At 56.5% G+C, this 21,900-nt stretch carries 20 protein-coding genes and 1 riboswitch; of the genes, 4 read left to right on the top strand and 16 right to left on the bottom strand.

The features are described 5' to 3' along the window. The first annotated feature begins 225 nt into the window (after nucleotides 1–225). A riboswitch (SAM riboswitch) is annotated at nucleotides 226–331 on the top strand. An 84-nt stretch (nucleotides 332–415) separates the two neighbouring features. Next, nucleotides 416–1,720 carry a homocysteine synthase gene (locus JD108_RS02315; RefSeq protein WP_198828410.1) on the top strand — a complete coding sequence of 435 codons (1,305 nt, stop codon included), beginning with the start codon at nucleotides 416–418 and terminating at the stop codon, nucleotides 1,718–1,720. Between the two features lie 109 nt (nucleotides 1,721–1,829). Here the strand turns inward: JD108_RS02315 and JD108_RS02310 are convergent, their stop codons facing one another. From JD108_RS02310 to JD108_RS02235, 16 genes are all read right to left on the bottom strand, one after another. Continuing rightward, nucleotides 1,830–2,723, bottom strand: a complete 894-nt coding sequence (locus tag JD108_RS02310) for a M73 family metallopeptidase (protein WP_198828409.1) — start codon at nucleotides 2,721–2,723, stop codon at nucleotides 1,830–1,832. 13 nt (nucleotides 2,724–2,736) lie between these two features. Further along, on the bottom strand, nucleotides 2,737–3,435 hold the full coding sequence (locus JD108_RS02305) for a SipW-dependent-type signal peptide-containing protein (protein ID WP_198828408.1): 699 nt from the start codon (nucleotides 3,433–3,435) through the stop codon (nucleotides 2,737–2,739). 76 nt (nucleotides 3,436–3,511) lie between these two features. Further along, on the bottom strand, nucleotides 3,512–4,033 hold the full coding sequence (locus JD108_RS02300; RefSeq protein ID WP_198828407.1) for a TasA family protein: 522 nt from the start codon (nucleotides 4,031–4,033) through the stop codon (nucleotides 3,512–3,514). 129 nt (nucleotides 4,034–4,162) lie between these two features. Continuing rightward, nucleotides 4,163–4,735, bottom strand: a complete 573-nt coding sequence (sipW, locus tag JD108_RS02295) for a signal peptidase I SipW (protein WP_228728266.1) — start codon at nucleotides 4,733–4,735, stop codon at nucleotides 4,163–4,165. 221 nt (nucleotides 4,736–4,956) lie between these two features. Next, the gene (locus JD108_RS02290) at nucleotides 4,957–5,787 is read right to left on the bottom strand and encodes a hypothetical protein (protein ID WP_198828405.1); all 831 of its coding nucleotides are present in this window, start codon (nucleotides 5,785–5,787) and stop codon (nucleotides 4,957–4,959) included. Between the two features lie 11 nt (nucleotides 5,788–5,798). After that, the gene (locus JD108_RS02285; RefSeq protein WP_198828404.1) at nucleotides 5,799–6,557 is read right to left on the bottom strand and encodes a hypothetical protein; all 759 of its coding nucleotides are present in this window, start codon (nucleotides 6,555–6,557) and stop codon (nucleotides 5,799–5,801) included. Beyond that, complete coding sequence (locus JD108_RS02280) at nucleotides 6,550–7,803, bottom strand: TasA family protein (protein WP_198828403.1); 1,254 nt, start codon at nucleotides 7,801–7,803, stop codon at nucleotides 6,550–6,552. Before JD108_RS02280 ends, JD108_RS02285 begins: the two co-directional genes overlap by 8 nt. Next, nucleotides 7,800–8,345 (bottom strand): signal peptidase I, encoded by a 546-nt coding sequence (locus JD108_RS02275; protein ID WP_198828402.1) that lies wholly within the window; start codon nucleotides 8,343–8,345, stop codon nucleotides 7,800–7,802. The genes JD108_RS02280 and JD108_RS02275 overlap by 4 nt, the downstream gene beginning before the upstream one ends. A gap of 216 nt (nucleotides 8,346–8,561) precedes the next feature. Then, the gene (locus JD108_RS02270) at nucleotides 8,562–10,088 is read right to left on the bottom strand and encodes a tripartite tricarboxylate transporter permease (protein ID WP_198828401.1); all 1,527 of its coding nucleotides are present in this window, start codon (nucleotides 10,086–10,088) and stop codon (nucleotides 8,562–8,564) included. A 12-nt stretch (nucleotides 10,089–10,100) separates the two neighbouring features. Then, nucleotides 10,101–10,559 carry a tripartite tricarboxylate transporter TctB family protein gene (locus tag JD108_RS02265; protein WP_198828400.1) on the bottom strand — a complete coding sequence of 153 codons (459 nt, stop codon included), beginning with the start codon at nucleotides 10,557–10,559 and terminating at the stop codon, nucleotides 10,101–10,103. 60 nt (nucleotides 10,560–10,619) lie between these two features. Next, complete coding sequence (locus JD108_RS02260; RefSeq protein WP_198828399.1) at nucleotides 10,620–11,666, bottom strand: tripartite tricarboxylate transporter substrate binding protein; 1,047 nt, start codon at nucleotides 11,664–11,666, stop codon at nucleotides 10,620–10,622. Between the two features lie 196 nt (nucleotides 11,667–11,862). Then, on the bottom strand, nucleotides 11,863–12,558 hold the full coding sequence (locus JD108_RS02255) for a response regulator (RefSeq protein ID WP_198828398.1): 696 nt from the start codon (nucleotides 12,556–12,558) through the stop codon (nucleotides 11,863–11,865). Further along, on the bottom strand, nucleotides 12,545–14,170 hold the full coding sequence (locus JD108_RS02250) for an ATP-binding protein (RefSeq protein WP_198828397.1): 1,626 nt from the start codon (nucleotides 14,168–14,170) through the stop codon (nucleotides 12,545–12,547). Before JD108_RS02250 ends, JD108_RS02255 begins: the two co-directional genes overlap by 14 nt. A 190-nt stretch (nucleotides 14,171–14,360) precedes the next feature. After that, the gene (locus JD108_RS02245; protein ID WP_198828396.1) at nucleotides 14,361–15,518 is read right to left on the bottom strand and encodes an HD-GYP domain-containing protein; all 1,158 of its coding nucleotides are present in this window, start codon (nucleotides 15,516–15,518) and stop codon (nucleotides 14,361–14,363) included. A gap of 41 nt (nucleotides 15,519–15,559) precedes the next feature. Further along, complete coding sequence (locus JD108_RS02240; RefSeq protein WP_198828395.1) at nucleotides 15,560–16,183, bottom strand: response regulator; 624 nt, start codon at nucleotides 16,181–16,183, stop codon at nucleotides 15,560–15,562. Continuing rightward, nucleotides 16,176–17,735, bottom strand: coding sequence for a sensor histidine kinase (locus JD108_RS02235; protein WP_198828394.1), 1,560 nt, complete (start codon nucleotides 17,733–17,735; stop codon nucleotides 16,176–16,178). The genes JD108_RS02240 and JD108_RS02235 overlap by 8 nt, the downstream gene beginning before the upstream one ends. Nucleotides 17,736–18,305: 570 nt before the next feature. On the opposite strand from JD108_RS02235, the gene JD108_RS02230 reads away from it, so the two are divergent. Genes JD108_RS02230 through JD108_RS02220 form a run of 3 tightly spaced genes read left to right on the top strand, consistent with a single transcriptional unit; the run spans nucleotide 18,306 to nucleotide 21,775 of the window. Then, nucleotides 18,306–19,244, top strand: coding sequence for an AAA family ATPase (locus tag JD108_RS02230; protein WP_198828393.1), 939 nt, complete (start codon nucleotides 18,306–18,308; stop codon nucleotides 19,242–19,244). Nucleotides 19,245–19,247: 3 nt separating this feature from the next. Continuing rightward, on the top strand, nucleotides 19,248–20,450 hold the full coding sequence (locus JD108_RS02225; RefSeq protein WP_198828392.1) for a DUF58 domain-containing protein: 1,203 nt from the start codon (nucleotides 19,248–19,250) through the stop codon (nucleotides 20,448–20,450). Next, nucleotides 20,447–21,775 (top strand): DUF4129 domain-containing protein, encoded by a 1,329-nt coding sequence (locus tag JD108_RS02220; RefSeq protein ID WP_198828391.1) that lies wholly within the window; start codon nucleotides 20,447–20,449, stop codon nucleotides 21,773–21,775. The genes JD108_RS02225 and JD108_RS02220 overlap by 4 nt, the downstream gene beginning before the upstream one ends. The last annotated feature ends 125 nt before the right edge of the window (nucleotides 21,776–21,900 follow it).

Here is a 21,900-nt window from a genome sequence, read left to right as displayed (position 1 = left end):
GAATCCTAATGGAAATTGCGATGGTACACACACAACGATTAAAAAAGACGAAGGCATGGAGCGGAGTACATATCCGCTGCTGACTCACAGACAGAAGGGAGATCTGACAAAGATCTCCCTTTTTTAAATCACGAAAATCCACCCATATTAGTCGGGAATATTTGATTGACCTCTCGTCTTCGCCGCACTATAATAGCAGATAAGCAAGATTAGAAAATTTCAAACATTTCATCAAGAGTGGTGGAGGGACAGGCCCGATGAAACCCGGCAACCTGCGGTCGATCCGCATGGTGCCAATTCCTGCAGAATCAGTGATTCTGAGAGATGAAGCCGCGCGGTATGCCCGAAGCCTTTTCCCTCTCAGGAAAAGGCTTTGTTTTTTCTAAATACAAATGGATGAGAGGAAGAGATGACCATGTCAGATCAAAAACAGTGGAAGCCGGAAACCCTTGCCCTGCACGGAGGACAGCAGGTGGATCCTGTCACGGGATCACGGGCCGTGCCCATCTACCAGACGACCTCGTACGTATTCCGCGATACCGAACATGCCGCCAATCTGTTCGCGCTGAAGGAATTCGGCAACATCTACACCCGCATCATGAATCCCACCCAGGATGTTTTCGAGCAGCGTGTCGCCCTGCTGGAGGGCGGCGTCGGCGCGCTGGCCACATCCTCCGGGCAAGCGGCGATTACGTTTGCCATTTTGAATATCGCAGGAGCCGGCGATGAGATCGTCTCTTCCAGCCATCTGTACGGCGGCACCTACAATCTGTTTGCCCATACGCTGTCGAAGCTGGGGATTACGGTCCATTTCGTAGACCCGTCTGATCCCGAAAATTTCCGGGCGAAAATCAACGAGAAAACCAAAGCCCTCTTCACCGAGACGATTGGCAACCCGCGAATCGACGTCGCCGATCTGGAAGCCATCGCCGCCATCGCTCATGAAAACGGCGTTCCGTTGATCGTTGACAATACCTTCGCGACGCCATTGCTCTGCCGTCCGTTTGACCATGGCGCCGACATCGTGGTTCACTCCACGACGAAATTCATCGGTGGTCACGGCACCGCGATCGGCGGAATCATCGTCGATTCCGGCAAATTTGACTGGAACAACGGCAAATTCCCTGGACTGACCACGCCGGACCCGAGCTATCACGGCGTCGTCTTTACCGAAGCGGTCGGCCCGCTGGCCTACATCATCAAGGCCCGCGTACAGCTTCAGCGCGACATCGGCGCTGCTGTCGCACCGTTTAACGCCTTTTTGTTCCTGCAAGGACTGGAGACGCTGCATCTGCGTATGGAGCGTCACAGCCAAAATACGTTGGCTGTGGCCCGTTTCCTGCAGGATCATCCGGCTGTGGAATGGGTCAATTACCCCGGTCTGGAAAGCAGCCCGTACTACCCGCTCACTCAAAAATACTTGCCAAAAGGCGCAGGCGCCCTCCTCACCTTCGGCATTCGCGGCGGCGTCGAGGAAGGGAAAAAGCTGATCGAATCCCTCCAGCTTTTCTCCCATCTGGCCAACGTCGGCGATTCCAAATCACTGGTCATCCACCCGGCGAGCACCACGCACCAGCAGATGACCGCGGAAGAGCAGCTCGCTGCAGGTGTGACGCCCGGGCTGATTCGCCTCTCCATCGGCACGGAGGCGATCGACGATATTATTGGCGATTTGGAGCAGGCTTTGCAGGCGGCGGTTACCGCCAAGAGCGTCCAATAAAAGAGGAAGGCTTCGCGAGCTTTGGGCGGAGCCTTCCCCTCACGCAAAAACACACCTCCTTCCGGCTTTGTGCCGGCGAGCGGAGGTGTGTTTTTTTGCGCCCTGCTTCCTAATTCGCCCGGTTGCCCTGCTGGCGCACCGCGAATTCCTTTCCACAGACAGCCGTACTCCCTGTATAGACCACAGCCTTGTAGACGCCATCTGTCACGACCGGATAGTCACGCGTGGAAAAGCCGGCCTGATAGTGATTCCCGTTTCGATCGAGTGTGCCATTTTCACGAGAAAAAGTATAGCTCACCGTTCCGCCTCCCACCGCAGGTCCCGTGATCTCCAGGCGGACATCGCCTTCCGGGTGCGGCTTCACGTCCTTGAGCTGGAATTTGATCGGCACCGCGGAACCCTGGTGGAGGGCGAATTGGTTGTTGGCAAACGGCGGGAGAAAACATCCTGCCTGCTGCTGAAGGGACTCCGCATGAAAGACTAGCTGCAGCGCTCCGCTTGCCTGCTGATAGCGATTGTCCGCGGAAAGCGGAATCTGGTAATTGATTTTGTAGTAGTGAATCTCTTTGGCTGCCAGAAAAATATCCCGCGTCCCGGGAGTAATGCTGATCCAGGTTTTTCCCTGATCGGTAGAGTACGCATAGGACACTCGCAGATCCTGGGCCGGATCCACCCCGGTGAACGGAATCGGACCGTTTGCGACACCGCCCCTGATCTCATACTTCAGATCGGCGGCTTTGTGGTTGCGGAGCTGGAATGTCTCCGTACCCCGATCCCCGGGAGCCAGCCTGTCGATCGGGAGGCTTACCGTACCTGTCGCCTCCGTAAAGCGAATCTCCTCGTTTTCCACCGCAATCCCCAGCTCTCCCGCCGTAAAGATAATTTTCCCCTCTCCTGTACTGTCGCGTAACGCTCCCAGCGTAGCTCCTCCCGTGAAAAGCCCCAACACGAGCACAATCAGCAGGGAGAGAAGCATCCATACTTTATATCGCGCCAGAGACACGCCCGTATCCCGCTTAGTCGTTATTCCGCACCTGTTCCGCGTAGAAGCCGAAGTCGAAGATGAAGTTCTTTCCTTGCAGCTCATTGCCTGCGGATCTGTCCAGCGTCACCTCAAACGTAATGTTGAGCGGGCCGGAGGGATCGGACTGGAGCACCAATTCCTCGACGACACCGGCATACCCCTCGCCGATCAGATCCCTGAGCACGCCGTCAAAAATCAAGGTATCGCTGTCGGGATTGGAGATTTTCACATGCGCCTTATCGATAAACTCTTCGTAGGCCGCACCCGCAATTTCTCCCGTCACCGTCCGGGTATCTCTGCCATTGCGAAGTGTCTGGGTGTAGGACTCTCTTACGGTGGCTTTGACCCCCGTCAGTTTGGCGTCGAGACTTCCTGTATTGGAGAGAATCATCGTCCGCTTCACTTTGTCCCCAGGCGCCCAGCCGCCGATCACCTCGCCGCTTGGGCGCAGCTCGGTCTTGTCATAGGGGTGATTCCCATCCGGATCGAGGAAGTCCGAGTAGAACATCGGACCCTGCAGATAGTCTCCATGGTTGCGGGCTGCGTTCAAATTGATGGTTCCTGCGGTAAATTCATTGCCTTCATTGGCCGCCGTATCCGTAAACAGCGCGAAGGTGACACCGCCAACTGCCAGTCCCACTGTCAGTAATCCAGCCATGGACAGGGCGACTATTTTTTTCCTCGCATTCATGCAATACCCTCCTACCGGTTACTCGTATTGAGTGAAAAAAGGGCGGTGACTTCCACCACCCTTTTCAGCTATAAGATTAATCCCAAGCAGTCGGACCGTCGCCGGCAGCGTTCGTATTGTTGCGCGCCTGTACGGCTTTTATAGCAATCGATGCCGTTCCGGTGGCTTCTTGATACTCATTTCCTGCTTCCAGGGGGAAGTTGTAGCTGACATCGAAGGTAGCTTCCCCGCCCGCAGGGATGAGCACCGTGTCGCCATCCAGCGTCAATGTGAGGGGGGTGTCACCTTCAAACAGAGCGCCCGTCGTCGTTGTGTTGTCTGTGTCAATGGCTACCCACGCATCCAGGGAACCCGTGTTTCTGATGGTCAGCTGTTCGTTTTCGCTGTCTCCAGGAGCCAGGTTGTCGAAGTACACGGTGTAGTCAAAAGCAGCGCCGCCGGTTACATCCTCAATGGTGAGCGTCCCTGCCGTAAAGGTGTTGCCTTCATTGGCCGCCGTGTCCGAGAAGAGGGCGAACGTGCCGCCGCCAATCAGTGCCGCTCCCAGAGCCGTGGAAGCCAATGCCATACCGAATTTGCCTTTGAGTCCCAGTTTCATGGAAAAATTCCTCCTAATAAATGATTTCTTGGTTTATTTAGAACCTCTCACGCAAAACCAGTGTGTATCATTTGCGTCTACTCCTGTATTTCTTGCGAGAAGATTCCTAACGTAGGGAAGCTGAGGTTTTTACCCGATTGGTTCTTTTGACGCCTCTTTCTCTTTTTCCATTTGCGCGATCGTCCGCCAGAGGCTGATCATCTGCGAGAGGATGAGGTAGACCCCGGGAACGATCAGAAAAAGCGCGATCCCTGCTTTGGATTTCAAAAAGTTGAGAATGAAGCCCAGGTAAGGGACAGTCAGGTCGGCATACACGCCGACTACATGCGAAGCGGGAACGGGAGAGGAGTCGGGCGCGTCGTTGTTATCTCCTTTGGTGATAAAGTGAAGCTCTGAATCGATGGTCTTGACTTCGAGAATGCGGTGGGTAATCAGGACGCTGGCGTTGTCTGCGGACTTGAAGGTGATCACGTCACCGACCTGCAGCGACTGGGGATCGGGTTTGGGTGTCACCGCGATGACGGATCCCGTCTGAATCCCGGGCTCCATCGAACCGGAGAGAACCGTGAGCAGCTCTTTGCCCATGATCGTAGGCGATCCTCCGGTCCATTTGGCGGAGAGAGCAAAAGCAAGCAACGACAGGAGGATCAGTACGAGGATGGCGGTGGTGATTCGACTTAACCATTTGAGCACAGCAGCCATGGAGCGCAACCCCTTCTATCAACTGATTTGTCACATCTTCATCGTACCTGATGGTTTTTTTCCGGAGTATCCGTCATGGCGGTAGTCTTCCTCCTCCTCCAGGATGAATCGGTCTCTCACCGCGGAGGAGGAGGGAGGTGAGACTCGGCGTTTGATTTTTGCTTTTTGCATAGAAAAAACCCACCGAGCCGCGCTCGATGGGCAACATTTGTCACAATTCGCTAGGGGCCAGAGGGAGGGGCGTCTCCTCCTGCTGGCGGCGAGCCTTCTCCTCCTCCTGCGGGCGGCGGGCCTTCTCCTCCTCCTGCGGGCGGCGAGCCTTCTCCTCCTGCGGGCGGCGAGCCTTCCGGTTGTGGGAGCGCCGGCGGATCGACCTGCGGTGGAGCCGAATCTGGCGGCGGAGGCGGTGTCGGAACAGGCGTCTCCACCGGAGGCTGGCCTGCTGGAGGCGGGCCGACCGGAGGCACGCCGGGCACACTTGGCACACGGATCTCTACCACGCTCGTACTTTCCTTGACCCGGGTCACCAACGTCACCGGGACCGCGTGCATGTAAAAACCGCCCAACGCCGTAATATGAAGCTCTCCCCGCACTGTCCCATCCCGGTACTCGACCTGATCGCGCCGATGCTCCAGCCGATAGGCAATCGCCTTCTCGTCTTCATCGTCCGCGGGGCTGATCTGCAACAGACCCGCCAAATCTCCCGTCACCCGAAAGTTCTCCGGCTCCAGATCGAGATGCGGCCGCTGCGGGATCAGCCTGAGCGTATAGGCTCCCTCCACTACCCGATAGCTGACATCCCGCTCCTCCGATTCGCCGCCGGCCTCTCCCTCCGCTGCTCCCTCTACCTTTTTCCTGGTGATTTTGACTTGCTTGGTCACCTCCGTCAGAAGCTGGATCGACTCCGTTTCGGTGACAAACACGTCTTCATTCGTGCCCAGACTGACAGGAACCGTCTGTTTCTTCTCGCTGGTCAAAAAAGCGACCGTCCCTTCCAGGGGGAGCAGCGTGACCATCGCAGCCAGCGCCGCTACCGCTATCACTTTTTTCAACCGACTCCCCCCTATTCCGCAAAAATGGCGCCCGGTGTCGCTTGTTTGGCCAGAAACCGCACTTCCAGATTCCCTGCCAACGCCTGATACTGATGATCGATCCCTTCTTTCGGCAGGTAGACCGTTATGGCGAATTTCTTCGTTCGCTGCCGCGCGGAGAAATAGCTCTCTGTGCCATTGACATGGGGAAGACCGGGCTGCTGCTGATGAAGCTCGCGAACCAGCCCGTCGTAGACGACGTCCCCGCCGCTCTCTATGCGAATGCGCAGGACGTCCTCCAGCTTCGGCGCATCATTCCGCTTCGAAACATCGCTCTGCTTTGTTGCATCATCCTGCCTCGTTTCATCGACCGCCCTGCGCGCATCATCCGGCTGGTCCGTCTCTTCCCGCTCCTGCTGCTCCTCCGGGTGGTCCGCTGCTGTCACTCTCGCCACGATTTTGTAGAAAAAATCAAGATCGCTCTCGCCGCGAGAGAGCGTGGCCTCCAACAGGCGCGCATCGCCGGGGATCATGCGGGACAAATCAATGGAGTGATTGCCGCCTTCCACCACGCGCCACTGATCGGCAAAGGAGCTCCGGGTGATGTCCAGCAGCCCGACGGCAAAGTGGTGGCTGGCATCCCTCGTCTCCTGCCACAGCCAGCTGTAGGTGCCTGCCGGCTGATGCATCAGCGTGGCGGCAAGCCCGAGGAGAAACAGGCTGCCCGCCACCTTCTCAGCAGCCGCGCGTCGAGATGGATTGAGCGTTCCCCCTCTCCTGCGCTTACTCATACCGATTCCCTTCCAGATACAAGTCAGCTTTGTTCAAGTGGAGGGCCAGCCGTTTCGTGTCTCCTCCCTCGCCGCCGGTCTCCCTGAATCCCTCGATTCCGTCCCCTACGCGAACCCCGCTGCTGTCGACGGCATATCGGCTAACCTGGGAGAAGTCATTGCCGACAATCTGCACTTCCGACTCTCTCCCATTGTCTACTACGACAGCATGGCCAACCCCCTCAAAGGTATTGTTCAGGATCAACACGGCCTTGGCGGTCTGATCCAGCAAAATGGCCTCCTGCGCTCCTGCAAAGCGGCTCTCTTTTACCGTCAGTCCTTCCAGCGACTCTTCGGCTCCCGGCATGGTCCGGATCCCCGCGCCGTCGAACTGGCAATTGCGAAAGCTGACATGATCGCCTACGATCAAGCCTGTCCCGTTGCCCACGAAGCGGATCCCTTCGAAGGAGGCATGGCTCACCTGCAGCTCGTCTGCACGGATGACGACCTCGCCCTCCCGGCCGGGAGCCGCTTTCCACGTCACCGCTTTGGGCAAGGAGAGTCCCGATAAATCGTAGCTGCCTTCTTCGAGGACAAAAGTCATGCCGCCCGCTCCCGCTTCTGCCTGCTTTTCCGCCATCTCCAGCGTTTCTTGCAGCTTGAGGCCATTCAGTTCCTCCGGGGTGAACGTCATGACGGGGCCGGACTGGGCAAAATAAGGGCCGTTCTCCTGCTGTGTCGCCAAAAAGCCGAACGTGACGTCTGCTGATTTTTGCTGCACCTCGTTGCCCGTGCTCTCCGGCAGATAGACGGTAAAATGAAGCGTATCCTGATCCCCTACCGGCAGCTCCGGCACCACGACATTGGCTTGATTGAGCTGGTTGACCCGTCCGTGATACAGCAGCTCGCCTCCGTCGCCGTCCCTCCTGATTTCCACGACCAGTTGGTCGTACACGATGTCATCGCCCTCTTCCTTTTCGGCCAGGAGGGCGTATTTCACCGGCACATCGCTGTGATTGTAGACACTCAGTTCCTTATCAAATCGCACGCCTGGCAAAAACGGCATGTCACCTTCCGCCTGAAACTTCACCTTGGTCTCCCCGAGGGTGATCTCCAGCTTCCCTGCGGCAAATGTACTGGTTTCCTCCGCTTCACTCGTAAAATAGGCGTAAGTCCCAAAGCTGGTGCTGACGACGATGGAGGAAATGACAGCGCTCCCCAGCAAAATTCGCTTCCACGGCCAATGCTTGACCTGACTCCAGTTCATGTAGGCTCCCCCTCAATGGTTTCAGATTGGATCGTTTGCGGCTGCCGGTCTCCCCCGCGCATCGCCAGCAGCGGCCATGCGAGGAACAAAACCGTCAGGGCGAGCAAAACCAGCGGCTGCTGGAGCCCCTCCTGTATCGCGGCGGCATAGGGTATGCGCGCGACTACCGTTCCGACCAGCCGATCCGGGTGGGTCCATCCGCCGTCCACCCCTAGGTTGGCATCCCCCTTGGTTTGCAGATACCCGTTCGCCAATTGGTGGACGATGCGATGGGTGGTGAGGGAACCTCCGCCCTCCTCCTGCCAATAGGTGACGATTTCCCCGACGGCAGGCCGCTTCTCGCCGTAGCTTTGCACAATCACCATGTCTCCGGCGTTGATCGTCGGCGACATACTGCCGGTCAGTACCGCCAGCACCCGCCAGCTCCCTGCCCCTGGCATCCGGTCCGCATTCAGACGGCTGGAGATGGAGAAAAACAAATTGACGGCCACGAGCAGACATACGATCACGAGAAACAATCGCTTTCCCCAACGAAAAGCCACGCCGATCACCTCTTCTCCCATTTTACGGAGAAACGAAGCCCTCATCTTCCCCCGCTGGAGGGACTGCTGTCACTCAGCAGGAGGAAGATTTTTCTCCGCCGGGATGAGGCCGTCTCATCCTGAAGGATGAGGCCCATGAGAAACGTCAGTAAAAAGAAAAAAGACGGCGCAAACCGCTGCCGCCGTCTTCCTTCTGCTTTTCATTCGTTATGGATGCTATCCTTCGACATTCACCACGACCCTCTTCCCTCTCCGTTTCATGATGAGCGGAACCGCGATCCACAGTACCGCAATCACCAGAAACGTCAGGGATACGGGCTTTTGTACAAAAATGGAGAAGTCGCCGTTGGATGTCGTCAGCGCTCTGCGCAGGTTGTTCTCGATCATCGGTCCCAGTACCAGCCCCAGCACCAGCGGCGCCATCGGGAAGTCATTTTTGGTGAGAAAATATCCGACCACGCCGCAGACGATCAGCAACAACAGATCGAATGTGGAGACTTGCACGGCATACACGCCAAAAAAGGAGATGGCCACGATCATGGGGATCAAGTATTTGGGCGGCGTTTCGATCAGTTTGGCAAAAACTTTTACGAGCGGCATGTTCAGAATCAGCAGCATCAGATTTCCGATGAACATGCTGGCGATCAATCCCCATGCGATTGTCGGGTGCTCCTCGAAGAGCAAGGGGCCGGGTTGAACGTTATACATGATCAGTGCACCCATCAATACAGCGGTTGTTCCCGTCCCGGGAATCCCCAGCGTCAGCAAAGGAATCATCGCCCCGCCAGATGCTGCGTTGTTCGCCGATTCAGGCGCGGCTACACCCTCGATGGCGCCCTTTCCGAATTTTTCCGGATGCTTGCTGATTTTTTTCTCCAGCAGATAGGCCAGGAAGGAGGCCAGTGTAGCCCCGGAACCCGGTACGATTCCTTTAAAAAAGCCCACCAGCGAACCGCGAATAATCGGCAACGCACTGTCCTTCAAGTCTTGCCGGGTCGGAAAAACCCGGGTGATTTTTGCAAGCTCGCCTTCGCTGCCGTCTCGCTCCAGAATGGTCTTAAACACTTCCCCCAGCGCAAACAGGCCGACGGCGATCGTCAAAAATTCCAATCCCCCGTATAGCTCCGGACGGTCAAAGGTAAACCGGGCGACGCCGGAGACATTGTCGATGCCTATGGTAGCCAATGACAACCCCAGCACGGTCATCATCAAAGCCTTGGTCACAGACTTTCCCGCCAGGCCGCTTAAAGCGCACAGGCCGAGAATCATCAAGGAAAATTCATCAGCAGGGCTTAATTTTAAGGCCACTTCCGACAGGGGTTGGGCCAACAAAACCAAACCGATCAGCGAAATAATTCCGGCGACGAAAGAACCGATCGCGGCGATGGCCAGGGCAGCGCCCGCTCTCCCCTGTTTCGCCATGGGATAGCCATCCAGTACGGTTACCACCGAAGAAGATTCCCCCGGCGTATTGAGCAAAATGGAAGTGGTGGAGCCTCCGTACATCGCACCGTAATACACACCAGCCAGCAAAATGATGGCACTGGTCGCTGCCTGTTCAGGCGGCAGTCCTCCCGTCAACGATGCCGTTACCGGGATCAGCAGGGCAACACCGCTGATCGGGCCGATTCCGGGCAATACTCCGACCATCGTGCCGATCAGTACGCCCCCGAATGAAAACAACAGGTTGTGCCATTGCAGCGCGATCCCAAACCCGTTTAACAGATAAGACAACGTATCCATCTTTTCTCCCCCCTACAAACCCAACCAGGCAGGAAAACCGGGTAAAGTTCCTTCCAGCAGTTCTACGTACACGTAATGGACACCAAAAGAAAATCCGCCTGAAATGAGAATGGATGAGAGCCACTTGCCTTTCTCCATGGTCTGAAACCCAATCAGGAGAAACAGGAAGGTGCCGATCACATACCCCACATCTCGAAGGAACAACGCATAGAGAACAGCAGCCGACAGGATGATGCCGAATCGCTTGTAGTCCAGCTTGTACGCTTGCTTTTGCCCGCTTTGGTAGCGAAAGGTTTCAAAAAACAGCCGTATGCTGAGCAGCACGAGGATGGAACCCAGCCCCAGCGGAAAAATATTGGGTCCGACCTTGCTTCCGTAGGCGCTCTGGGAGATGCCCATACTGCCGATGACGAAGGCGACACCCATAGCCAGGAAGACGATGCTTGCATACCGATCAAAAGTTTTGCTCACGATCCTGCCTCCTTGAGAAAAGCTGAAGCTTAGAAAAAAGGAGAGGGGTGCCTCTCCCTTTTATTTGGCCATGCCGAGCGACGTCAGGAGCTCGATTACCAAATTGTTTTGTTCGTCGAGGAACGCGGTGAAGCTGGCGGAGTCTTTGTATTCACTTTCCCACCCGTTGGCCTCCAGCTCTTTCTTCCATGCTTCGTTCTCAGAGAGCGCCTTCAGCTTTTCGTCCCAATACGCTTTTGCGTCGGCAGGCATATCGGCCGGACCGAAGATCCCGCGCCAGATGGTAAAGCTGGCATCGATGCCCTGCTCTTTATAGGTGGGGATTTCTTTCAGCTCCCCGCCCAGGCGTTCATCAGAGGCAATCCCAAGTATGCGGATTTTCCCTGCTCTCAGGTACTCGGTCAGACTGGATGCATCCGTGGCGATCGCATCCGCGTTGCCTCCGAGCAATGCGGCAATAGCCTCCCCGCCGCCGTCATAGGAAACGTATTTGACCGCCTTTGGATCGATGCCGTATTTCGCCGCAGGCAAGACGCCTACCAGATGGTCCATCGAACCGGGAGCGGAACCTCCCGCCATCGATATTTTTGTCGGATCGGCCTTGATCGCATCAAGCAGGCTCTTCAGGTCGGCATAAGGAGAATCCGCCTTGACCGCGATGGCCCCGAAGTCTCTCGTAAGCTGAGCGAGGGGCGTCACATCTTTGTACCCAAACGGGCTGTTTCCTTCTTTTTTGTTGTTGTTGATCAGAATGGGCGGCGAACTGACAAACAGCTTGTATGCGTTCCCTTTGTCCTTGCTCGCATATTCCGCCAAAAATACGGCTCCCCCGCCGCCCGGCTTGTTCTCCACCGTAATCGTCTTCTCTACCAATTGGGTCTCCATCAATACCTTGGTAATGGAGCGGGCGGTTTTGTCCCAGCCGCCGCCGGCTCCCGATGGTGCGACAATCACGATGGGCTTCTCCGGATAGGCAGAAGCTGCAGGCGCAGATTGTCCTGTGGGTTGGCTGCCGCCGGCATTGCCAGCATTGCCGCCGTTGCTGCATGCAGCCACCAACAGCATGATGCTGGTGGACAGCGCGAGGAAAAGACTTCTTTTTTTCATAGGTACATCCCCCTTACCTTATGTGTTTGAAAGCGCATCCAAATTACTGTTCATAAGGTATCACGCTGCCTGACAGTTGAATAGTTTGCGTGCATAATTTCCATTTTGAATATTTTGTCTATTTTGGCCATAAAGTTCACAGACTTGGTTGGAATGCAAAAAGGCTGCCTACCTGACAGCCTTTGCCTACGCTATCTCATTGCAACGTGACGGCCAGATACTTCCGCTCCGGCCTGCCTACTGTCCCGTACACCAAATCGGCCCGCAGCTTGCCCTCTGCAACCAGGTATTCCAGATAACGCCTGGCCGTCGTACGGCTTGTCCCCACGAGCCTGCCCACTTCTTCAGCAGAGAGTCCCCTGACGTCGGCCTGCATGATGACCTGCATGACTTTCTCCAGCGTCAAACTGTCAATTCCCTTGGGCATGTTCGTCTCCCTCAGCTTGGCCGGGTGCAGACGCCGGGACATCAGCCGGTCGATTTCTTCCTGGTCCACAAATCCCGCCTCGCTGGTCCGCATCACATGCTCCCGGTAGCTTTCCAGCCGCTCACGAAAACGTTCGAATACCAGCGGCTTGACGATGTAGTCGTACACCCCTCCGCGCAGGGCCGCCTGCACCATCTCCATTTCTTTGGCAGCCGTGATCATGATAATGTCTACGTGGCGGTAGTGCTGCCGGATATGCCACACGAGATCGGTGCCCAGCATATCCGGCAGATAGACGTCCAGCAGCACCAGATTGGGGCGGATATATTCCAACAGCTCCTTGGCCTGTTCGCCGCTGGTCGCCGTCGCCATCACTTGAAAGCCGTCCACCTTCTCGGCGAACCGGCGGTTAATTTCGAGAATTCTGACGTCATCTTCTACGATGAGCACCTCAACCTGCTTCATGTGTGTCCCTCCTTGCTTTGGGCAGCGAAATCGTAAACAGCGCGCCCCCCCATTCACTTTTTCCAACCAGGATGTAGCCGCCCATTTCTTCCACGATGCTTTTTACTTTGGCGAGGCCAATGCCGCGCTTTTCCCCTTGCTTGGTGGAGAAGCCGTATTCAAAAATACGCTCCCGGATCGCCTCATCCACGCCAGGGCCCGAATCTTCCACTTCAAACAAAATCTCCTGTCCGGTATCGGAAATATAGCATTCCACCGTTTTCTTGCCTTCCACGCGAGGATCCTTAACCGATTCAAACGCGTTCTGAATGATGTTGCCGAGCAGCAGGACGACCTGTTGACGGCTGATTGTCGCGGGCAGCTCTTTCAGACGGCTGTCGCGGTTAATCTGAAACTGGATTTTCAATTCCTTGGCCCGGTTGTGCATCCCCAGCAGCAAGGCGCCAATCAGCGGATCGGGTACTTGTCTCGCCAGAAGCAAGATCATTTCCTGCTGTGCGGAGGTCTCGCTGGTGATCAGCTCGATTGCCTCTTGAACGGAACCGAGCTGCAAAAGACCCGAGATCATGTACAAGAGGTTGTGAAACTCATGGGTCTGTGCACGCAGGGCATCCGCGTAACGCCTCACCTGGGATAGCTCTTCCGCAAGCTGGTCGATCTCCGATTTCGGGCGAAAGCTGCTGACGACTCCGATGACCTTGCTCCCGATCTTTATCGGCACCCGGTTTACGATAATTTCCTTCCCCGCGATGATCACCTCCCGGTCCAGCTGCCTTTCCCCTGACTCCAGCACCTCCAGCATCTTGCTGCCGGGCAATATCTCCTGAATCGGCTTGCGGTGCACATCCTGATCAGCGGGCAACTCCAGGATGCGAATCGCCGCTTTATTCACCGTGCTGACCTCACCGTGCCGGTCAATGGCGACGATGCCCTCCCTCACCGATTCGATGACGGCATTTCGCTCCATGTACAGGGCCGCAATCTCTTCAGGCTCCAAACCAAGGATGGCTCGTTTGAAACGCCGGCTCAACCAGATCGCACCGAGGACGCCGATCAGTACGGAAAGCGCGATAATCACGAGAACCTTTTCCTGATAGCTGTCGACGGCTTCTTCGATATCTTCGAGGAGGAAACCGACGGATACGATCCCGATTACTTGGCCGTGTTGATTTTTGACGGGCACCTTCCCCCGCAGAGCGGGACCCAGACTGCCCACCGCTTTGGAGATATAGGAGCGCCCGTGCAGCAGCCCCTCGTCGTTGTCCCCCCCGACCATCTCTTTCCCGATCCGCTCCGGAAGGGGATGGGAGTAACGAATGCCTTGGCGGTTGCCCACGACGACGTATTCCGCTTCGGTCTGTTTTCTCACTGCTTCCGCAATCGGCTGAATGACAGCGGATGGATCGGTCATGCCAAACGCGGCTTGCACCTCGGGCATGTTTGCCACAATCGTGGCTACGCTGAGCGCCCGTTTTCCCACCTGCTCTTCGATTGAAGTGGAAATGATGGAGGTAAACACCATGCCGATCGCACTTATGATGGAGACGATGACAAAGATAATGAGCAAAATCATGCGGGTTTGCAGCGTTAACCGCAATTTTCTGGTAAACATTCCCTCACCTCTCCCTCCATCTTACCATCCGCTTCTCACGAAAGGATATGCCCTCCATATGTTCGCGAATCACCGGGGAGGGAAGATCGTCTGCCCGCGCAGGCCCAGGAAAAGGCAAGCACAAGAAGAGCCGGTTTGCACCCTTCGCATGGGGAAACCCGCTCTTTCATCCGAAATCATCGCTCTCGCTCTAACCAACCATGGAGGGAATTGGGGCTTTCTTTTGCGGAGACGAGGGAAGCTCCAGCGACTTCGTAAAAGCCCGCACCACCCGCTCTTCATACCTGCTTCCGGCCATCGCGGATATTCGCTCCAAGGCTTCCTCGGGTGCGAGCTGCTCCCGGTAGGACCGCGCCGTCGTCATCGCCAGGTACGACTCGGCAATGCCCAGCATTTGTGCCAGGACGGGAATCTGCCCGCCTTTCAGCCCGGCAGGATAACCCGTGCCGTCGCAGCGTTCATGATGAAAGAGCAGCGCTGTGATTACCTGCTGATAGGCCGGGGCGCCCTTGAACATCTCTGTGCCGATATGGCAATGCTCCTGGATGATTTGAAATTCGTAGCTGGTCAGATTCCCTTTCTTTTCAAAAACGTAATCCGGCCATTTGATCCGGCTGACGTAGTGGAGGAGGGAGAGCAGATCCACCTCCCAGTCGTACACCTTTTCCTCTGGAAATTCTCGCAGCATCCGCTTGATCAGTCTCCCCATCTGTTCGATTTCCTTGCAGCTGGTATGGGTTTTTCGCTCGACGATGGGAACCAGCCCGTTGAGCATGCTCATGGCGTATTCCCGGTTTTTCGCATCGGCGGCCTGTCTGACTGAATCCATCCACCTGTTCTGCGACCAGAAGCCCAGCCACGCGGAGAGGAGACTGCCCGCCGCAAGCGTCAGGACAGCCAGCACGTCCGATAGGGCAACCGAATCGACGTACAGCAGAAGGGAGCCTGCGTATATCAGGGAGCTGGCCGATCCCCAGACTGCCAGCAGCAGCCTGTCGTGAAAAAAGCTCAGGTACAGGGGATAGATGAGGAAAACATTCCATATGCCCGGCAGTTGTTGAGGATGGCCGAGACAAATGAACAACAGAAGTGCGATTCCCAAAAAGACGGAGACATGACGCGATTGGGTATCAGGCAGCACATAACGCTTATGCAGCAGGTAGACTGTCCAGGGAACGGCACTGTATATCGCCAGCTTCATGACTTCTGTCCAGGAAAGTGAGACAAACGCAAACGCTGTGAGAAGTGCCAAGATGCCCGCATATGCCGAAACCAACACGGATAGCATCCAAAACATGCGATCAGCCAAATACGCAGAATGATCCCCTTTTTTCTTTCGCAATCTCATCTCATACCCTCTTTACCGTTTATACTGATTCTCGCCGTCGATCAGCGCGGCACCTTGACAAGCCCTTTTTTGAGTCCGTACAAAACAGCCTGAGATCGATTCGGCTGTCCCGTCTTTCGGAGGATGCTGCTGACATGGGTTTTCACCGTGGCCTCCGAGATATACAGGCGGTTCGCGATTTCCTGATTGCTCAGATTCTCCACAATTAACGCAAAAATCTCCTGCTCCCGCTCGGTAAAGGCCACTTCTGACTCTTCTTTTCGCTTGCGCTGAAGCTTGGATTGGAAGCAGGAGTACCCCATCATCACCATGTCCATGGTATGCAGAATCTGCTCCGGCACCGTATCTTTCATGACATACCCGTCTACCTGGGCGTCCAATGCCCGAAAGACGTCCTCGCTCTCGTCATAGGCTGTTAAAATCATGATTTTCAGCTCGGGACTCTCTTCCTTCATCTTCCGGCAGCTCTCGATGATGGGGGCTCCCGGCATTTTCAGGTCAGACACGATTAAATCCGGCTTGCTGCTTCTCGCTTTGGCCAGCAGTTCATCTCCGTTATCCGCTTCTTCTACCACCGTGTAGCGAGGCGCACTTTCCAGGATCATCTTCAATCCTTCGCGAACGATGCGGTGATCATCCGCCAGCAGCAGTCTGACCTTATCCATATCTCTCCACCCCTTTTTTCGGTACAATCGCCACAATCTCCGTCCCTTGCTCCGGACAGGAGCTGATCTGCAGCGTCCCCCCCACCTCGGCAATCCGCTCCTTCATTCCGAGGAGGCCGTAGTGGTTCGGCAATCGGGACTTTTCATCCGGGACAAAGCCGATGCCATTATCCTTCACCCGAACGCAGATCTGCAGAGCGGATGCCTCCACGCTGACCTCCAACCGAGTGGCTCCCGCATGCTTGACGACATTGACAGCCGCTTCCTCTACCAATCGATAGATCGCGTCCTGGATCGGCAGCGGTTCTTCTCCAAACCGGCCGCGCTTGCTGAACGCGACCTGGATCTCTTTGTCCGCCGTAATCCGCTGAAGCAATTGCTCCAGGGCCTCCGCAATCTTCTGGTGGGGCCGGGCATCCCGCAGATGGGTAATGTAATGGCGCACTTCGCCGTGGCACCACTGGATGCGCTCCTCCATCTGCCGCAGTCTCTTCAGTAGCGGCCCCTTGTCCCCCGCAGGCAGCGTCTGTTTTATCTGAAACAGCTGGGCGGACAGGAGAAACAGCTGCTGCGCCAATCCGTCGTGCATGTCCTGGGCCAGCTTGCGCCGCATTTCCACATGCAAGGCGCGAGCCTTCTCCTCCCGCAGCCAGTTTTGTTTCAATCGCTGACAGATGTACACATCCATCATCCGCAGCAGCAATTTTTCATAGCGGCTAATCGGTTTTTTCGTCGGGATCGAAAACAACAGACAGCCCCAGGACTGGCCATTTTGCCTGAGCGGCCAGCAAATGTAGGTGTCTTCCCTGCCGGTAAAGTCAAAAAGAACGATTGATGTGACCTGTCCCCATCCCTCCGCTCCCAGATCAAGCAGCCGCTGCACAAAATAATCTCTCCGCCAGTTCCCTTCCCCCTCCCGCTCCTCGAATAGACAAAGATAGGCATGATCTGTACGGAATAATCGTCTGACCGTTTTTTCCGTCTCCTGGCACAGATGTGCGTGCTGCTCCGAATGCGACAGTCTTCTCATAAACAGATATATTTGCAAACCTTTGGAATAGGCCCCTTTTACCAAATTTATTGCGGTAAAGATCCAGTAAGACATGCTGGTCCAGAGCAGGATATCAAGCAGGAAGCGAAGATCATCGAGATGAGAGGGCGGCAAATGCATTTCGTAAGGCACCCAAGCCTGAAGAACGGAGTACGTGAGGAGAAATAGGGCGGCAACGAGCAGAAAAGGCTTTAATCTGAGCACTGTCGTCAGCCATAAAAGGGTGGAATAGGCGTAAAGCATGAACGGACTGTTCCACTTGCCGGTGAGCACGATAAAATAGACCGCCACGCCCAAGTCAACCAGGCCCAGCAGGAGCCAGGACCTCCTCGGAAGTGCGTACCACAGGAAGGCGGCATGGGCGATCATCAGCACCAGCAGCAGAAAAAACAGCGGGTCATGGCGAGGATGAGCGTTCATGTACAAATAAAAAAAGAGCAGAAACAGGATCCATTGCAAGATAGAGAGCATGAAGCGGAGTTCTTTCAGAATCTGGTTCATTTCGATTACCTCAGAACCTGTTCAAAAGTAAAAAAGACCTACATCCATTAGGGACGACCTAATCGTACAGCACATCGAACATATTTACAACGAGTATAAACTGTCGAATTCAAGCAGAAACCCCCGGAGATTTCGACTTTTTACCTGACTGAATTACATAGGTATTGTACTACTTTTATTGAATGTTCCATTCGAAAATAATAGGATACGGGTACCATTGCGCCTCTCCCCTGTTTGAAGCTGCCCTGGGTATTGCCGCTACCACCTATGGCGAAATCCATCCGACTTTGGAAAAACCTCGGGATCATTGGCAAATGATGATGGAGGCTTTGCCGCGCCATCGTGGCCGCCGCCGCGCGCTCTTTTCGCTGCGAGCGCGCTCGCTGGATCAGCCGACCCGGCCATCTTCTCCTTCCATTCGCCGCTAAACTCTCCATTTGTTAGAGGATGTGAAAATTTGGCAATCCCCGCGAAAGGCTTGTATAATGAAAAAGTATTTTCTGTAAAGTCAAAATGATCCGAGAAGACTCCCTCTTCGAAAGGGAGAAATGAAAAGGGGTATGCAAGCGGATGACACAACCAAATCTGAAATCACTCCTCGATACCATGAACCGCGTCATCGTGGGCAAAGAAGCACAGGTGCGCCTGCTCGTGACGGCCATGCTGGCAAGAGGCCACGTCTTGCTGGAAGACCTCCCCGGGATGGGCAAAACCGTTTTGGCCAAAACACTGGCTCAAGCCATCGGCGGGACATACAACCGCGTGCAGTTTACCGCCGACCTGCTCCCTTCGGACGTGGTGGGCCTCCACGTGCTCAATCCCCGCACGAGCGAATTCGAGCTGCGGCGCGGCCCTGTCTTTGCCGACGTGCTGCTGGCTGACGAGATCAACCGCGCCACGCCGCGCACGCAATCCGGCCTGCTGGAGTGCATGGAGGAACGTCAGGTGACAATCGAAGGAATCACCTTGCCGCTCCCTGCCACCCTCCTCGTCATCGCGACCCAGAACCCGATCGAATCAGAGGGAACCTATCCGCTCCCGGAAGCGCAGCTCGACCGTTTCCTCTTCCGCCTCTCCCTCGGCTACGGAAACCGGGAGGAAGCGCGGGAAATTCTGCGCCGTTTTCGGAGCGAAACCCCGCTGGATTCCGTCCGTCCGGTCATCACACCCGAGGAAATCGCTGCGATGCAGCGGGAGACGACCGCGGTTCACGTCAGTCCGGCTATCGAGGAGTACGTGATTGATCTGGTCGAAGCGACGCGGAACCACCGCTCCATCGAGGTCGGACTCAGCCCGCGCGCGATGCTCGCCCTGCTGCGCTCCGCTCAGGCTTCCGCTTATCTGGAGGGGCGTTCTTTTGTGCTGCCTGACGATGTAAAACGAGTCTTTCCTCCGCTGGCCGTCCATCGGATTCGCCTGTCTCTGGAAGCAGAGCTTCACGTCACCGAAGAGGAAGTCGTTCAAAGCATCCTCCGGGAAGTATCCGCTCCCGTCGAAGAGGGCGTATAGCCGATGAGCACGCGCCAAAAATTTCACGGACTGGGCTTTCTCATCCTGCTTTTCGCCCTGTTTTCCGGAAGCGGATTTCTCTGGCTGCTCGGCGGTTTCTTCTTCTTTATGCCTGCCTTCAGCCAGTGGTGGACCCGCCAGCTCCCCCGCTGGATCCTGGTGGAGTGGCAGGCTGATCAGACCCGTGTCATGCCGGGTACGCCTATCGCCATCAGGCTGCGGCTCCACAACCGCTCCTGGCTGCCGCTTCCGGGTACGCTGGTTCAATTTTCTCTGCCCGACCACGTCGCGGCGGCCGATGCCGACGAGGCGGTGCAGCGAAACCAACGCCTCTGGCTTCGTTTTCGCTTTCACCTGCCGCCGAAAAAGAGCGCGGAGCGATTGTTCGTGATCACCCCGCACAAGAGGGGGGTGCTCTGGCTGAGTGAAGCGCACATGGAGACAATCCCGCTCTTTGGTGAGGAGTCGGCGCCCCTGCCATTGCCTTTTTCTTTCTCGGTGCTGGTCTACCCCCAGCCCCTGCCTCTCCCTGCGCTGGACACCTGGTCGACCGAACCGGAAGGCAGCCGGGTCACCCGGCTCCATCCCACAGAGGATGTCACGTTTTTGCGCGGCGTCAGGCAGTATGCGCCGGGAGACCGGCTGAGGCACATCCATTGGAAAGCGAGCGCCAAAACGGGACAGCTGCAAACCCGCCTGTTCGAGCCGACAGCCAGTCCGCGCTGGAAGCTGGTTGGGCATATCCTGCCCTCCTACGAGCCGCTGCTGCAGAGGCATAATGACGAGACAAACGAGCGTGCGATCTCAGCGCTCGCCGCTCTATCCGTATTTTGCCGCAGGCATGCCTACTCCGCGGAGCTGCTGCTCACGGTGAAGCAGCGCGGCCGGGAGCACTATCAGCTGAGTGCCGGCAGCGGCAAAGCGCATCACATCCAGCTCATGACCCATCTGGCCAAGCTGCACCAGTATGCGCCCACGTCCCTCGCCTCCCTCCTGCACCGGCTGGAACACGTCAGCTCTCCAGGGGAGATGATCATCCTCGTCACGCCCCGACTGGACGAGCGCTCTGTTGAGATGATCGAGCGTCTCAGTGCCCGGGGGCTGCGCTTCACCGTAATCGATGTGTCCGGAGAACAGCCGGCGCTCCGCCGCTGGGACCGGGTATCCACCCGCTTTGGACGCCAAAGGAAGGTGAGTCATCGATGAGCCGCTCCTATCTGCTGCGGCAATCCCTGCTCTTTTGGCAAGAGTCCTTCCTGGCTGCATCCCTGCTGATGCTGCTGGGATGGCTGCCCTCCGTGTGGACGGATGTGGCCGCCTTTGTCGGAAGCGCGACGCTCCTGCTCGTCCTCGGCCTCTGGCTGTACGATGGCGGGGCCCGCAATCTCTTGCTTCACCTGCTGCTCTACCCGCTTGTGTTTGCGGTGGGGGTATTGATCTACCAGACCCTTGATTCCGTGCTCCTCGCCGCCCTGGCCGCCGCTCTCTTTTATTGGCGGGTGCACAGTCTCGCCGCCTCATCCTACTCCCAAGCGACGCTTTTGAACGCATGGATCATGACACTCTGCATCAGCCTGGCTCATCTGGCGATCGCTTCCCTGTTCGGCCCGCTGCGGAGCGGCGCTCCCTTTCAGGCCGCCGAGCTCTATCCGGTGATCTCCCTGCTCGTAGCCGGCTATATGCTCGCCAGCCTGGGCGAATATCTGACCAGGGAGGATACGGCCTCCTTATCTGTCCGCGTGCCCCGCGTGCCGGCTTTTCTCGGGGTCCAGCTGATCGGCTCCCGTCTGCTGCTGGCAGCTGGCTATGCCGCAGCGGCGGGCATGGGACTGTGGGTGCTCTCCTTGCTTTGGGGATGGATGAAAAAGCCGCTCGGAGCCGCGCTGTCCTGGATCTTTGGCCCCTTGCTCAAGGGAATAGGCGACTGGATTGAAAAACTGTCGGCTTCGCTCGGCAGCAACCGCAAAGTCCAGGATCTGCTCGAGCAGTCTTCGGGAAATCGCGAGGAACTTCCTCTGGAGGAAGCGGCCTATACAGGGGAGGCTCTCTTCACTCTGTGGCAGCCCTATCTCATCGCCGCCTGCGTGCTCCTGGTCGGGATCGGACTCGGCTGGGCGATCTGGAAGCGAAGAGGTGGAGCGCAAGTCCCAGTGAGCGTGGCCCCGGCCGAAGCCGTCGAAGCCACCCTGCATGAGCTGCCGCCGGAGAAGGCGGGCACAATGCCTCCCATCTGGGATCTGGAGGCGCTGCGGGCAAAGGCGCACCGCCAGGAGGACGATCCGGTGCGCTACGGCTACTATCAGTTTTTGCTGCACATGGCGGATGCCGGCCTCGGCATCGCACCGTATGAGACGCCGCACGAATACCTGTGCCGCCTGCAACAGCGCTGGACAACATCTGGTCGGCTGGAATATGCGGCCCGGATTACCCGGTACTACGAGCAATCCCGCTATATGGAAAAACTGCTGACGAATGAAGAGCTGGCTGATCTGCAGCACAGCGTAGCGGAGATACGGAAAATGACAGACTGACGCGAGTGGCCCTGCGGCAACGCACTGTGAAAGTGCGCCCGCGGGGCCTGTTCCTGCGGGATTGACAGAATCGGCTCATCCGTGCATAATGTCTACACTTTTGCCTTTTGTTTCCTACAATAAAC

The sequence above is a fragment of the Brevibacillus composti genome, assembly GCF_016406105.1.
Lineage (GTDB): Bacteria > Bacillota > Bacilli > Brevibacillales > Brevibacillaceae > Brevibacillus > Brevibacillus composti.
Note: the sequence above shows the minus strand (reverse complement) of the source record. Positions and strands in the feature narration are given on the sequence as shown.

Excerpts from the sequence above, each read along its gene's own strand:
- JD108_RS02315 (WP_198828410.1), top strand. The coding sequence starts at position 416 with ATGTCAGATCAAAAACAGTGGAAGCCGGAAACCCTTGCCCTGCACGGA.
- JD108_RS02305 (WP_198828408.1), bottom strand. The coding sequence starts at position 3,435 with ATGAATGCGAGGAAAAAAATAGTCGCCCTGTCCATGGCTGGATTACTG.
- JD108_RS02300 (WP_198828407.1), bottom strand. The coding sequence starts at position 4,033 with ATGAAACTGGGACTCAAAGGCAAATTCGGTATGGCATTGGCTTCCACG.
- sipW (WP_228728266.1), bottom strand. The coding sequence starts at position 4,735 with ATGGCTGCTGTGCTCAAATGGTTAAGTCGAATCACCACCGCCATCCTC.
- JD108_RS02285 (WP_198828404.1), bottom strand. The coding sequence starts at position 6,557 with ATGAGTAAGCGCAGGAGAGGGGGAACGCTCAATCCATCTCGACGCGCG.
- JD108_RS02280 (WP_198828403.1), bottom strand. The coding sequence starts at position 7,803 with ATGAACTGGAGTCAGGTCAAGCATTGGCCGTGGAAGCGAATTTTGCTG.
- JD108_RS02270 (WP_198828401.1), bottom strand. The coding sequence starts at position 10,088 with ATGGATACGTTGTCTTATCTGTTAAACGGGTTTGGGATCGCGCTGCAA.
- JD108_RS02260 (WP_198828399.1), bottom strand. The coding sequence starts at position 11,666 with ATGAAAAAAAGAAGTCTTTTCCTCGCGCTGTCCACCAGCATCATGCTG.
- JD108_RS02255 (WP_198828398.1), bottom strand. The coding sequence starts at position 12,558 with ATGAAGCAGGTTGAGGTGCTCATCGTAGAAGATGACGTCAGAATTCTC.
- JD108_RS02250 (WP_198828397.1), bottom strand. The coding sequence starts at position 14,170 with ATGTTTACCAGAAAATTGCGGTTAACGCTGCAAACCCGCATGATTTTG.
- JD108_RS02245 (WP_198828396.1), bottom strand. The coding sequence starts at position 15,518 with ATGAGATTGCGAAAGAAAAAAGGGGATCATTCTGCGTATTTGGCTGAT.
- JD108_RS02240 (WP_198828395.1), bottom strand. The coding sequence starts at position 16,183 with ATGGATAAGGTCAGACTGCTGCTGGCGGATGATCACCGCATCGTTCGC.
- JD108_RS02235 (WP_198828394.1), bottom strand. The coding sequence starts at position 17,735 with ATGAACCAGATTCTGAAAGAACTCCGCTTCATGCTCTCTATCTTGCAA.
- JD108_RS02230 (WP_198828393.1), top strand. The coding sequence starts at position 18,306 with ATGACACAACCAAATCTGAAATCACTCCTCGATACCATGAACCGCGTC.
- JD108_RS02225 (WP_198828392.1), top strand. The coding sequence starts at position 19,248 with ATGAGCACGCGCCAAAAATTTCACGGACTGGGCTTTCTCATCCTGCTT.
- JD108_RS02220 (WP_198828391.1), top strand. The coding sequence starts at position 20,447 with ATGAGCCGCTCCTATCTGCTGCGGCAATCCCTGCTCTTTTGGCAAGAG.